The following is a 12,771-nucleotide window of genomic DNA, read 5'->3' on the forward strand; positions in this document are numbered from 1 at the left end:
TTATCCCACCGCTGCCAAAGACATTTCCGGCTTCAGGGCCTGGCCGCGCGATGCGCCGACCACGGCATCGACGTCGAGGATGAGCGCCACGCGCCCGTCGCCGAGGATCGTTGCAGCCGCAATGCCCGGAACGTGGGTGTAGTTTGCTTCCAGGCTCTTGATGACGACCTGGCGCTGACCCTGGATGGCGTCGACCATCAGAGCGCGCTGACCGCCGCCTTCGGATTCCACGAGCAGCGCGACACCCTCCACCGGGTTCGCCTGCGTTGCGCGGTAGTTCAGGATGCGCCCGACATCGACCAGCGGGCAGAACGAATTGCGGATCGAGATCAAGCGGTGGTTCGCACCGAATGAATGGATTGCGGAGGCTTCCGGCTGCAGCGTTTCGACGATGGCCGTCAGCGGTACCACAAGCGTCTGGCCTGCGACCGTTACCACCATGCCGTCGAGCACGGCGAGCGTCAGCGGCAGGCTCATCGTGAAGACGGAACCCTGCCCCGGCCTCGAGGTGATGCTGATACGACCGCCGAGCGCCTGGATCGAGCGCTTGACGACGTCCATACCGACACCGCGACCGGAGATATCCGAGATCTTGTCGGCCGTGGAGAAGCCCGGCAGGAAGATCAGGTTGTCGATTTCCTCGTCCGAGAGGTTCGAATCGGCCGGGATCAGCTCGTTGGCAATTGCCTTCTGCTTGACCTTTTCGCGGTTAATACCGGCGCCGTCGTCGGCGAGTTCGATCAGGATACGTCCCGACCGGTGCTTTGCCGTAAGGCGGACGGTGCCTTCAGCGTTCTTTCCGCTGGCAGCGCGCTTTTCCGGTGATTCGATGCCGTGATCGACGGCATTGCGGATCATGTGCGTCAGCGGTTCGGCGATCTTGTCGATGACCGTCTTGTCGACCTCGGTGTTTTCACCTTCGGTGATCAGGCGGATCGTCTTGCCCGTCATGTCGGCGATTTCACGAACGATACGCGACATGCGCTGGAACACCGGCTTCACCGGCTGCGCGCGGATCGCCATCACCGAATCCTGGATCTCGCGGGTAAGCTGCTGCAGCTCTTCGAGGCCCATGTTGATCGAAGACGTGCCCGTTGTATCGTTCTCGATGACGCTCTGTGAGAGCATCGCCTGGTTGATGACGAGCTCGCCGACGAGGTTGATCAGGCGGTCGACGCGGTCGAGATCGACGCGGATCGTCTGGCCCGCGCTTGCGGCGGCGGCATTGTTTTGTGCAGCAGCGGCCGCACTGGCAGCGGCAGCCGCTGTCGATTCCTTCTTTTCGACGCGGGCCGCCGCGGCAGCCATCTGCGTAACGTTCGAGGCAGTTTCAGCGGCCGCGACGGCTGCAGCGACCTCCGGCGTCACCTCCCGGGCCTCGATAGCACCGCCGTCATCGAGGATCGACAAATCGAAGGGAACGGGGATCATCGGCAGTTCGTCGTTGGAAGCCGTTGCGGCATCGGCTTCGACCGCCTTGATCGTCAGATCGCAATCCCATTCGGCGAACTCGAACACGGCGCGGATGGCGTCCTCGCCCTTATCCGTCTTCAGCGTGATGTTCCAGTAGAAGTAAGCTGCTTCTGCATCCAATTCTTCGAGGCCTGGCAGCGCATCCATGTTGCAATAGCAGCTCATCTCTCCCAAGCGGGAGAGATCGCGCAGCAGCAGGGTCGCGTCGTTACCCTTCGAATAGAGATCGGAGCGTGGCTTGAAGGTGATTTCATAAGCCGGAAGATCGGAACCGGCTTCTTCTTCACCGCCGAAATCGCCGAAGGAGAAGGGAATAGGCTGGAAACCGCTTTCGTCGGTCGGCGACGGAGCGGCGGCAACAGGTGCCGGAGCAGGTTTTGCAGCGGCCTTCGGCGCGGGAGTCTCGGCGGCGCTCGACGGCGACGGCATTTCGCCGTGTGCAAGCGCTTCGAGCTCTTTCACCAGGCCGCGGCTGCGGCTTTCGTCGACGCTGCCGCCGTCCCGGGCGGCATTGGTGAGGTCTGCCAGCACATCGGCCGATTTCAGCATGACCTTCAGGACATCCTGTGTCGGCTCAAGCTTATTGGAGCGAACGCAATCAAGTGTGGTCTCGAACACATGGGCGAAGGCGACGAGAGCGTCCAGACCGAAGGCACCGGCGCCGCCCTTGATCGAATGGACGGCACGGAACACCGCATTGACGGTTTCCGGATCGCGATCGCCATCATTCATTTTCAGAAGACCGGATTCCAGTTCGGCGAGCTGCTCCTCGCATTCCTGGAAAAAGATCTCTTTGATTTCGTTCATATCCATAGGAGAAAATCCTGGGTTTAAGCGGTTACGCGCTCAATGGCATCGATCAGCTTGGCAGGGTCGAACGGCTTGACGATCCAGCCGGTGGCTCCGGCCTGACGCGCACGGTTCTTCTTTTCCGCATCGCTTTCCGTCGTCAGGACCAGGATCGGGATCGCCCGGTACTTCTCGTTGCGGCGGACACCTTCGATGAAGCCGAAGCCATCAAGGCGCGGCATGTTGATGTCGGTGACGATGACGTCCGGGTTGGATTCCTCGAGAACTTCGAGGCCCTCGACGCCGTCTTCAGCCTGGATCGTCTCGAAGCCCGCATTGTTCAGCGTCACGAGAAGCATGTTTCGAATCGTCCGTGAATCATCCACGGTCAGCACTTTTTTCTTCATTGCCGGATCTCCTTGGCAAGCAGGTGGTCGATGTCGACGCCAACCAGCTGCATGGTTTTCTGAAACGCATCGGACACTTTCACGAAGGTGAACGAATGCTTGTCCCGGTCCCAGGTCTTCACGGCCGCCATCAGAACCTGAACACTAAGACCGCCCAGCCGCTCGACGGCGGATGCATCGATCGAAAGATCGCTGCCGCGCACGGAGAGAAGCTTGTCGCGCAAGGCCGACGCCTCGTTGAGATCGAGCACCGCTCCCAAACTCAAGGTCTTCCCACTCTTTTTTGCTGCCATCAGCTTTTCCTTGTCCCCTGCTCCCCTGCCCGCAAGAATGAGGCGAGGGCATCTTCCGATAGGTTAGTAAACATTCCGGCCACCTCCGAAGCTGGCGGCAGGAAGCGAGAGCCCGAAATCTTCTGCGTCGTATTGCTCGTCCAGGGTGATGGGCCGCGCTGGGATCTCGACGCGGCGATGATGAAACGAGCGACCCGCCGTAGCCTCGACGCGCCCGTTTTCGCGGGCGATGCGGAATTCACGGATGGTCTGACCGAGTTCGAGGATTACCGTATGCAACTCGTCGGCATCGGCGGCCGAACGCTGGGCGGACGCGGCGTTGTCGGCAACCTGCCCGCCGAGCGCCTTGACGTCGCCCACCACCGTGTCGAGGCTCGCGGCGTGCTCGCCCGTATGGCTTGCAATGGTGGCGATCGCAGCGTTGATGTCTGTCACCTGCCGTACGATACTGCCGATCGAATCCTGGGTTCGACCCACCATCTGCACGCCGGCGTCCACCTGGGACTTGGTCGTCGTGACGAGGGTCTTGATTTCGCGGGCGGCTTCGGCGGAGCGCTGCGCGAGCGCCCGCACTTCCTGCGCCACGACCGCAAAGCCGCGGCCGGACTCGCCAGCACGCGCCGCCTCGATGCCCGCATTCAGAGCAAGCAGGTTGGTCTGGAACGCGATCTCGTCGATCGCTCCGATGATCTGACCGATCTTTTCCGCGGACTGTTCGATATCCGCCATGGCACTGATGGCGCGGCCAACAACCTGGCCGCTCTCTTCAGCCGCGGCGCGGGTCGAGGCCGCGGCCTTTTCGGCGGCGCGGCTTTCCAATGCCCCGTTGCGCACGCTTCCGGCAATGGCTTCAAGGGCGACTGCCGATGTCATGAGTTGCTGTGAATGGTCAGCGGCATGACCGGAGAAGCTTTGGGAGGCGGTCGCAAGCGAATGGGTCGAGAGTTCGGCTTTCGCGGTGCGTTCGCCGAGAGCTGCAAATTCCCCCTGGATGGCGTCGAGGGCCGCATTGAGGGCGCCGGCGATATCCGCATAGGCGCTGTCTCCATCAGTAGCTGCGCGCGCGGTCAGATCGCGGGCTGCGAGGCCATTGACCACCTCGCCAAATATTCGCGTGACTTCCGCCTTGTCCTGTTCACGCTGTTCGGCAAGCGACTGCTGCTGCGAAGCACGCAGGGCATTGAAACGAAGCGACACGGCGATTTCGACATCCACCATGACCAGCCGGATGATGGCCATCATCATCTCGCTGATTTCTTTTGCGCGGCGTCTGGCGCCCGGAAGCAACGGCTTGCCTGCGAGCTCACCCGCCAGACCGGAAATGATGTGCTCTAGCATCACGCCGTGGCCAGCGACGTGCCAGCGCGGATCGAGGCCCATTCTACTCTCGGTATCGGACAGCACCTTGACGCGCTCGGCATAGAGGCTGTCGAAGCGGGCATCCGTCAGCACGTCCCAGTGGGAGGATTGGAGATCGTGCAGGCGATCGACCTGGCGGTCGTTCTCGAAATTGCGCGCGGCGTCGGGGAAGGTCTGATAGCGCTGGAACAGATCGCGAAGGCCGCTCTTCAGCCGGGCTTCAAGCATCGGCCGGTGGCGGCGCACCATCTCGCATTGCCCGGCATCGAGGCCGGCAAAGCGAAGGCGATCACGGAGGCTACCTGCCTGCGCGCCTTTGGCCTGATCTGATGGCATATCCTGCCCCAATGCCTATCCCCAATCACCTTCCGGACAGGGTCCGATGAAAAATTTGTGCTCCATCCGAGCGCAATGCGGGGGAAACGACCCATGCCACCGGCCACAAACCGGCGGGCGAATGTCTCCCGATCAGCAATTTCTATTTCGGAAAAGAGATCGATACCGGATCGAGCCGGTACGGCGGGACGGCGTCATGCCTGCTGGGAACGAGTAAACATCTTCCCATTCCGACGTGTACTGCAATGTTTATGGTTAATTCCTTGCTTGAAGGTTAATAGGCATTTGAAGGACCTTGGCATCCAAGCATTTCGACCGCCCGGCATGAATTTGTTCCTGGGAGTTGCAAACGCGCTACAAGTCCCGCACAAGGTCTATGTTATATCCCGCCTGTAAGACATGACATGATGTCGTTAAGGATAGAGCAATGATTGTTCTCGGATTGGGTTCGTGCGTCATCGCAATTGCCACGCTGGCCGCCGTCGCCCTGCTTGACCGGATTGAAGCCAGCCGCGGCGTGATCAGCCTCCGCGTGCTCTGAATGCAATTGCCCACTGCGGCATAGTGCGGCTTTCTGCGCCACCCCTGTTGGCAGCCACCTTCCTCTGATGTATCGCAGGCGCCTCAAGCTCAGCGGAAGTTGTTCATGACTGCCAGAACCGGCCTTTTCATCATTCTCGCCGTCACTCTGTGGCGTATCATAACGCTGCATTTCGACACGACGGATTTCTTCGTCGACGAGGCGCAGTACTGGTTCTGGTCCCAGAATCTCGATTTTGGTTACTATTCGAAGCCGCCGATGATCGCCTGGTTCATCCGCGCGATGACGGAACTTTCGGGCTCCAGCGATATCTTCTGGGTGCGCCTTTGCGGCCCCGTCGTCCACATGGGTACAGCATTCCTGCTGATGAAATTCGCGGCACGCGTAGCAGGTCCCAAGGCCGAGGGCTGGGCCGGCGCTATCTATATAACGATGCCTGCCGTTGCGCTATCATCGGTTTTCTTCTCGACCGATGTCGTTCTTCTATTCTTCATGACAATCGGCCTCTGGGCCTATTTCGGCCTGACAGAGAAGCGCTCGATTGCACTTGCTCTCATCATGGGCGTTGCTTTCGGTTTCTCCTTCCTGTCGAAATACGCGATCCTTTTTATCGTGCCCGGCGGACTGTTCGCACTGCTGCTGGTTCCGGCTGCGCGCATCGCCTGGCGTGACTTCTTCATATCGGTCGTCGCCGCGCTCATCGTCGCAGCCCCGAATCTCTGGTGGAACTTTACCCACGACGCAACGACCGTCCGCCACACGGAGGATATCGCGCAGTGGAATGAGCTTCGGCTGAATTTCGCCGGTGCCCTCGAATTTTTCGCAGCCCAGTTCGGCGTCGTCGGACCGATTGTTTTCTTCGCGATGCTTTGGGCAACGTGGCGCATGATCAAGGGAAAGAGCAGCGAGAAGGAAAAGCTTCTCATCTGGCTCTCCATACCGGTCGTTTTCCTGATTACCCTGCAGGCACTGGTCGCCAAGGCCGAAGCGAATTGGGGCGTGTCGGCCTATGTCGCCGGGACGGTGCTCGCCGTTTGGGTGCTGGTCCAGCTATGGCCGAAAGGCCTCACCATCTCGTTGATCATTGGCGGCGTTGCGAGCTTCCTTTTCCCGCTTGCGACGATCTTTGCCCATCAGCTTGTGCTTCCGGGCGGCAATGAGGTTATGAAGCGCTATCTGGGTCGTAGCGAAATCAGCCGTGAAGCGGGCGCCCTTGCCAAGCAGGCAGGCGTGAGCACCATTGTCACGGACAATCGCGGTTTTGTCGCCGACATGTTCCACACGCTGAGAAACGAGCCGATCAGGATCTACTCGCGTCCGCCCGCTGGCTTCCCCGCAAATTACTACGAACAGGAATTTGCGCTTCCGGCCGATGTCCAGGATCAGGTTCTGTTCGTCACACGCGGCGAACTGAGCTGCGCAGCCGCGGCACCCGAACTGGTCAAAAGCTGGCAACCTGCCGACGGTTACTATCGGGGCAAGACGGTCAATGCCTATAAGGTGCCCGCCGCCTGCCTGAGACCACGGAGCTAGTACGCCTCAGGGCAGGTAAAGGCCTGTTCCCGCTCCTTCGATCTCAACGAAACGCACACCGCCATCCTCGAAGGCGAGGCGCAGCTGCGCCTCGGTGGCGCGGTGGATTTCGTGGTGCTGTCCCTCATAATCACGTATCGTGCTGCGCGAGACCGCTGCCTTTTCGGCGAGTTCCGCTTGCGTCCAATCGAGCAAACCTCGTGCGGCGCGGCATAAAGCAGGCGTTAGAATTGTTTCTTTCGCGCCTTGACCCATGATTTCAAACCACCCATATTGGTCAATATAAGCCATATATGTCATAATGTGAACGGGAATTCCAGATCGGGGAGAACGGATGCCTCACGACACGCCTTTGATTTCGACAATCGTCGGAGGTCTCGTGCTGGCGTTCATTCTCGGCGCGCTTGCCAACAGGCTTCGACTGCCGCCATTGGTCGGATATCTTGTGGCCGGCGTTCTCGCCGGCCCGCACACGCCGGGCTTCGTTGCAGACCAGAACCTTGCGCCCGAACTTGCTGAAATCGGCGTCATCCTCCTGATGTTCGGCGTCGGCCTCCACTTCTCGCTGAAAGATCTGCTTTCGGTGCGCGGCATTGCCGTACCGGGCGCCGTGGTTCAAATCGGCTTTGCGACTTTGCTCGGCTGGGGGCTCGGTGCGCTCATGGGCTGGCCGCTCGGGGGCAGCCTCGTATTCGGTCTCGCACTGTCCGTTGCCTCCACCGTCGTGCTCCTGAAAGCCCTGCAGGAGCGCCGGCTCGTGGAGACCGAGCGCGGCAAGATCGCTGTCGGCTGGCTGATTGTCGAAGATCTCGCGATGGTCCTGGCGCTTGTGTTGATACCCGCAGCCGCCAGCATCGGCGATAGTGCCCATGCCACCGCCGAGCCATTTTCGGCGAGCCTCAGCCGCCTGCTCGGCCTTGATCTCGGGATCACAGGCATCATCGGCGTGACGCTGGTGAAAGTCGCGCTATTCGTTGCGCTAATGCTGGTCTTCGGCCGCAAGCTCATTCCCTGGACGATGCACCGGATCGCCCATACCGGGTCGCGCGAACTTTTTCGCCTCGGCGTGCTCGCCATCGCGCTCGGCGTTGCCTTTGGCGCATCGAAGCTCTTCGGCGTGTCTCTTGCCCTCGGCGCATTCTTTGCGGGCATGGTGCTCTCGGAAAGCGAGCTCAGCCACCGCGCCGCTCAGGAAAGCCTACCGCTTCGCGACGCGTTTGCTGTTCTCTTCTTCGTTTCCGTCGGCATGCTCTTCGATCCGAACATCCTGATCGACAAGCCGCTGCCGGTCCTGGCGACTGTCTTCATCATCGTCATCGGCAAGTCCGTCGCCGCCTTTCTCATCGTCCTGCTCTTCCGAAGGCCGGTGGGAACGGCGCTGACAATCTCGGCCAGCTTGGGACAGATCGGCGAATTCTCCTTCATCCTGGCCGCCCTCGGCGTCGATCTCGGCCTGCTCCCGGAAGAAGGCCGTGATCTCATCCTGGCCGGCGCGCTCATTTCGATCATTCTCAATCCGCTGCTTTTCATCGCTTGCGACCATATGCGGCCATTTCTCAAACGTTCGAAGCGCGAAGAGGCCCCCGCCGAAACGGCCGCTACAGCGGAGACGACTGTCGTGTCAGCCGAACCGGAAGACGAGATCCTGCCGACATCGCTTTCCCGACATGCCATCCTGATTGGCTATGGCAGGGTCGGCAGCATTGTCGGCCAGAACCTCAAGTCTTCGGGCACCCCGTTCCTTGTTATCGAGGATTCCGAAAAACGCATCGAGGAGCTTGCCGCACAGGGCGTCGAGACGATCCCCGGCAACGCCGCCGCTCGCGAGGTTCTCGATCTCGCCAATGTTGCAGGCGCGCGCAGCCTGGTCATTGCAATCCCCAATGCCTTCGAGGCCTGCCGCATCGCCGAGCACGGTCGCGGCCTCAATCCGTCGATCCTCATCGTCGCCCGGGCCCACTCGGACGCGGAAGTCGACGAGTTGAAGCGGTACGGCGCCGATACCGTCATCATGGGCGAGCGAGAAATCGCCATGGGGATGGTTGACCGGCTCGCGCAAGTACATCATGACAGTCCGGCCTATGAAGATGGGAACGGCACTGATACAATTCCGGTTGCGGAGAACGTTCCGCCACCCGAAAAAGAATGAGAGATTGGCGCGCTTTTGAGCCGATACGGGAGTGAAATTACCGAGGCAGAGATGACGGAGCTCGATGAGTGCCGCCTGACCACTCGTCTCGCCGCTTCCATGCTCATTGCCGTCTTCGCCTATCTCGGCCTGCTCTTCGGCGGCAATCTCATTCTCTCGCCGTCGGCCGCCGCCAATACGCTGTCATCTCCTTCCAAGGATCCGCAGCCACTGCAGATCACGGCCCGCGATGCCGTGCGCGGCGTGCTTGCCACGGACCGCAAGATCGCGCCTAAGCAGGCAGTCTATGATTCCGGTTCGATCTTCCTTGCCGCCGTTCCCGGCCTTGATTTCATCGGCTGGGCTCCGATCAAGGCTCTCACATCCTTCGACGCTCCGCTGGCGCCAGCCGCCGGCCGAGCCCACCAACCGCGCGCTCCGCCACGTTCGGCCTGAGACTGCGCGCCGCTGGCGCTTCCGATAGATTGAAAGACATGTCGCCAGCGCGGATGCGCCGGCAACCGCATATCAAGGAAAAAGATACATGCGCAATTCACCATGGCTGGTGTTCACCTATACGGTGATCATCGCGCTCGGCCTATTGATCGCCCTGCCAAACGGGCTGCCGCAATCGGTTCTCCAGCGCCTGCCTTCCTGGCTGCCGCACAATCAGGTTTCGCTCGGCCTCGACCTTCGCGGCGGCTCGCATCTCGTGCTCGAAGTCGATGAAGGCGACTTGACCAAGGAGCGCCTGAACTCGATGGTTCAGGATGCCCGCCGCGTCCTGCGCGAAAAGGGTATCCAGCCGAAGTCGGTTACTCGCAGCAACAACCAGATCGTGGTGACGCTTGCAGACGCCTCGCAGAGCGATGCCGCCGTCACCGAACTGCACACGCTCAGCAATCCGATCAGCACGGGCCTTAGCGCCGGCCAGTCGGACCTCGCCGTCACGGCCAATGGCCCGACGATCACCATTGGCTTCTCGCCGGCCGGTATCTCCGCCAATGTCGACAACGCCGTGCAGCAGAGCCTCGAGGTCATCCGCCAGCGCGTCGACCAGGTCGGCGTTGCCGAGCCGACGATCCAGCGCATCGGCGCCAACCGCATCCTCGTTCAGCTCCCCGGCGCTCAGGACCCGTCCCGCCTGCGCGAGCTGCTCGGCTCCACCGCCAAAATGTCCTTCCATATGCTCGCGCCAAATAACCAGCCCGGTCCCGGCGTGACCATGATGAAAGATGAAGAGGGCAATAGCTTTCCGGTCCTCGACCGCGTCGAGATCTCCGGTGATCGCCTTTCGGACGCTCGCGTCAGCTTCGACCCGAACACGCATGAGCCGGTTGTCAGCTTCCGCTTTGACAGCGCAGGCGCCACCCGCTTTGCCGAAATCACCCGCCAGAACGTCGGCAATCCCTTTGCCATCGTCCTCGACGACAAGGTATTGAGCGCGCCTGTCATTCGCGAACCGATCACCGGCGGCTCCGGCCAGATCTCCGGCAACTTCTCGGCAGACAGCGCAACGACGCTCGCCGCCATGCTGCGCGCCGGCGCCCTGCCCGCCAAGCTCACCGTCATCGAAGAACGCACCGTAGGCGCCGACCTTGGTGCAGATGCCATCAAGATGGGCCTTTATTCCGGCATCGTCGGCTTCGTGCTGGTCGCGGCCTTCATTTTCATCCTGTACGGCACCTGGGGTTTTCTCGCGAACTTCGCGCTGCTCATCCACACGATCCTGACCTTCTCGGCCCTGACGCTTGTCGGAGCGACGCTGACCCTGCCGGGTATCGCCGGCGTCGTGCTCGGTATTGGTCTTGCCGTCGACGCGAACGTCCTGATCAACGAGCGCATCCGCGAAGAGACGCGCAAGGGCAAGAGCGCCTTTGCAGCAATCGATACCGGCTTCCGTCGCGCCTATTCGACGATTATCGACGGCAACATGACGGCGCTCATCGCCGCGGCGATCCTGTTCTGGTTCGGCACCGGCCCGGTCCGCGGTTTCGCCGTCACCATGGCGCTCGGTCTCATCATCTCGATGTTTACCTCCGTCGCCTTCGTCCGCGTGACGATGATTGAGATCACTCGCCGCCGTAAGCTCAAGGTCCTGAACATCCGCCCGCTGATACCGGTGATGTTCAATCCTTACGGCCGCCACATCCAGTTCATGAAAGCGCGCTTCTTCGGCGTGACGGTTTCGGCGCTTCTGTCGATCGCCTCGGTCGTCCTCTTCATTCATCCGGGCCTCAACTACGGCGTCGACTTCCGCGGCGGCATCCAGATGTCGGTCAAGACGACGGAAGCCACCGACCTCGGCCGTTTCCGCGAGGGCCTGAACAGCCTCGGCCTCGGCGAGGTAGCGCTGCAATCCTACGGCGACAACAATACCATGGCAGTGCGCGCGCAGCGCCAGGACGGCGGTGAAGAAGCCCAGACGGCCGCCGTCGAGAAGCTGAAGGCGGAGATCATCAAGATCGACCCGTCTGCAACTGTCACCGGTACCGACGTCATCGGTCCGAAGGTCAGCGGTGAGCTCGCGTGGGCCGGCATCCTGTCGGTCGTCATCGCCAGCTTCGCGATGCTGTTCTACATCTGGTACCGCTTCGAGTGGCCATTCGCCGTGGGCGCCATCGTCACGCTCATCCTCGACGTGACCAAGGCGATCGGCTTCTTCGCGCTGACCGGCCTCGACTTCAACCTCACCGCCATCGCCGCCATCCTGACGCTCGTCGGCTATTCGGTGAATGACAAGGTCGTGGTCTACGACCGCATGCGTGAAAATATGCGTCTCTACAAGTCGATGCCGCTGCGCGAACTAATCGACCGGTCGATCAACGAGACGCTGGCGCGAAGCCTCTACACCAACGCGACGGCCTTCCTCGCCCTGTTGCCGATGGCGATCTGGGGCGGCAGCGCGGTGGAAAGCTTCGCTGTTCCGATGGTCTTCGGCATCCTCGTTGCCGGCGCTTCTTCCGTCTTCATCGCAGCACCGATCCTGCTCTTCCTCGGCGACTGGCGCCGCCGCCATGCCAAGGCGGTAGCAGCGTCCTCGAGCGCCGAGCCCGAAATTCTGCCGCCGGAAACCACCGAAGCGCGCAAGTCCATCGGCTAAGATACCTCTGGTAACAGATGGTTGTACGGGCGTCGGTTGCAGAACCGGCGCCCGCTTTTTATTCTGGCTGCAATGAAGTGAAGGGGTGCGTCTGAATGTCATACGATCAAGCGCCAGTTGCTGTTTCGGGCCCGGGCGAGGAGGAGCGTATGAAGCGGTTTCTGGCGACGGCTTCGCACGACCTGCAATCGCCGCTCCGGCACATCGCCATGTATGCGGAAATCCTCCTGGATGAGCTTGGGTCAAAGCTCGATGGCGAACAGCGCGAGAGCCTCACAGCTATCCTTCAGAAAGCCCAGGGGGCCCAACGTCTCACACGAACGCTCATGAGCTTCGCTGCCGGCACGCCACAGCTCTCGCCTGAGCCGCTCGAACTCGGTGGCTTGATCGAAAGCATCTGGACCGACGTGATCAGCGAGACAGCTGCACAGGACGCCACCATGAGCCACGGCACGCTTCCCACGATCCACAGCGATGCAACGATCCTCTCGGCCGTGTTCAATCACATTCTAACCAATGCGCTGATTTATCGGAGTGCCGCAGCACCGCATGTCGAGGTAACAGCGGAAAACAGTGCCGGCGACTGGCTGGTCCACATCTCCGACAATGGGCGGGGCATCGAACCCGCTCATCGGGACCGGATATTCGAGCCTTTCTGGAAGCTGCCACGGGCAGGCGCCGTCCCGGGCGCCGGACTTGGGCTGACAGCGGCGCGCGAACTGCTAATAGCGATGGGCGGTGACGTGACCCTGTGCCGCTCCGACGAAACGGGCAGCTGCTTTACGATCCGCCTGCCGGCCGCATGACCG

The 12,771-nt window shown here is 61.2% G+C and carries 10 protein-coding genes; 5 read left to right on the forward strand and 5 right to left on the reverse strand.

What is annotated here, in order from left to right; all coding sequences use genetic code 11:
• From ACPYOJ_RS04155 to ACPYOJ_RS04170, 4 genes are all read right to left on the reverse strand, one after another.
• Positions 1-2,286 (reverse strand): chemotaxis protein CheA, encoded by a 2,286-nt coding sequence (locus tag ACPYOJ_RS04155; RefSeq protein WP_481415116.1) that lies wholly within the window; start codon positions 2,284-2,286, stop codon positions 1-3.
• A gap of 17 nt (positions 2,287-2,303) precedes the next feature.
• Positions 2,304-2,669, reverse strand: a complete 366-nt coding sequence (gene cheY1, locus ACPYOJ_RS04160; RefSeq protein WP_003570362.1) for a chemotaxis response regulator CheY1 — start codon at positions 2,667-2,669, stop codon at positions 2,304-2,306.
• The gene (locus ACPYOJ_RS04165; RefSeq protein WP_481415117.1) at positions 2,666-2,962 is read right to left on the reverse strand and encodes an STAS domain-containing protein; all 297 of its coding nucleotides are present in this window, start codon (positions 2,960-2,962) and stop codon (positions 2,666-2,668) included. The genes cheY1 and ACPYOJ_RS04165 overlap by 4 nt, the downstream gene beginning before the upstream one ends.
• A gap of 63 nt (positions 2,963-3,025) precedes the next feature.
• Complete coding sequence (locus tag ACPYOJ_RS04170) at positions 3,026-4,657, reverse strand: methyl-accepting chemotaxis protein (RefSeq protein ID WP_481415118.1); 1,632 nt, start codon at positions 4,655-4,657, stop codon at positions 3,026-3,028.
• Between the two features lie 646 nt (positions 4,658-5,303).
• On the opposite strand from ACPYOJ_RS04170, the gene ACPYOJ_RS04175 reads away from it, so the two are divergent.
• The gene (locus ACPYOJ_RS04175) at positions 5,304-6,731 is read left to right on the forward strand and encodes an ArnT family glycosyltransferase (protein WP_481415119.1); all 1,428 of its coding nucleotides are present in this window, start codon (positions 5,304-5,306) and stop codon (positions 6,729-6,731) included.
• Positions 6,732-6,737: 6 nt separating this feature from the next.
• On the opposite strand, the gene ACPYOJ_RS04180 is transcribed toward ACPYOJ_RS04175, so the two are convergent.
• Positions 6,738-7,031, reverse strand: coding sequence for a helix-turn-helix domain-containing protein (locus tag ACPYOJ_RS04180; protein ID WP_481415120.1), 294 nt, complete (start codon positions 7,029-7,031; stop codon positions 6,738-6,740).
• Positions 7,032-7,065: 34 nt separating this feature from the next.
• Here ACPYOJ_RS04180 and ybaL point away from each other — a divergent pair, with 34 nt between their 5' ends.
• From ybaL to ACPYOJ_RS04200, 4 genes are all read left to right on the forward strand, one after another.
• The gene (ybaL, locus tag ACPYOJ_RS04185) at positions 7,066-8,880 is read left to right on the forward strand and encodes a YbaL family putative K(+) efflux transporter (RefSeq protein ID WP_481415121.1); all 1,815 of its coding nucleotides are present in this window, start codon (positions 7,066-7,068) and stop codon (positions 8,878-8,880) included.
• Positions 8,881-8,931: 51 nt separating this feature from the next.
• The gene (locus ACPYOJ_RS04190) at positions 8,932-9,315 is read left to right on the forward strand and encodes a hypothetical protein (RefSeq protein ID WP_481415122.1); all 384 of its coding nucleotides are present in this window, start codon (positions 8,932-8,934) and stop codon (positions 9,313-9,315) included.
• 88 nt (positions 9,316-9,403) lie between these two features.
• Entirely contained in the window at positions 9,404-11,962 is a 2,559-nt protein-coding gene (gene secD / locus ACPYOJ_RS04195; RefSeq protein WP_481415123.1) for a protein translocase subunit SecD, read from the forward strand.
• Positions 11,963-12,111: 149 nt separating this feature from the next.
• A complete protein-coding gene (locus tag ACPYOJ_RS04200) occupies positions 12,112-12,768 on the forward strand; it encodes a sensor histidine kinase (protein ID WP_481415124.1) in 657 nt (218 codons plus the stop codon).
• Positions 12,769-12,771 lie beyond the last annotated feature (3 nt).

The sequence above is a fragment of the Rhizobium sp. SVR5-9E genome, from assembly GCF_056755095.1.

Excerpts from the sequence above, each read along its gene's own strand:
- ACPYOJ_RS04180 (WP_481415120.1), bottom strand. The coding sequence starts at position 7,031 with ATGACATATATGGCTTATATTGACCAATATGGGTGGTTTGAAATCATG.
- ACPYOJ_RS04200 (WP_481415124.1), top strand. The coding sequence starts at position 12,112 with ATGAAGCGGTTTCTGGCGACGGCTTCGCACGACCTGCAATCGCCGCTC.
- ACPYOJ_RS04175 (WP_481415119.1), top strand. The coding sequence starts at position 5,304 with ATGACTGCCAGAACCGGCCTTTTCATCATTCTCGCCGTCACTCTGTGG.
- cheY1 (WP_003570362.1), bottom strand. The coding sequence starts at position 2,669 with ATGAAGAAAAAAGTGCTGACCGTGGATGATTCACGGACGATTCGAAAC.
- ACPYOJ_RS04190 (WP_481415122.1), top strand. The coding sequence starts at position 8,932 with ATGACGGAGCTCGATGAGTGCCGCCTGACCACTCGTCTCGCCGCTTCC.
- secD (WP_481415123.1), top strand. The coding sequence starts at position 9,404 with ATGCGCAATTCACCATGGCTGGTGTTCACCTATACGGTGATCATCGCG.
- ACPYOJ_RS04165 (WP_481415117.1), bottom strand. The coding sequence starts at position 2,962 with ATGGCAGCAAAAAAGAGTGGGAAGACCTTGAGTTTGGGAGCGGTGCTC.
- ACPYOJ_RS04155 (WP_481415116.1), bottom strand. The coding sequence starts at position 2,286 with ATGGATATGAACGAAATCAAAGAGATCTTTTTCCAGGAATGCGAGGAG.
- ACPYOJ_RS04170 (WP_481415118.1), bottom strand. The coding sequence starts at position 4,657 with ATGCCATCAGATCAGGCCAAAGGCGCGCAGGCAGGTAGCCTCCGTGAT.
- ybaL (WP_481415121.1), top strand. The coding sequence starts at position 7,066 with ATGCCTCACGACACGCCTTTGATTTCGACAATCGTCGGAGGTCTCGTG.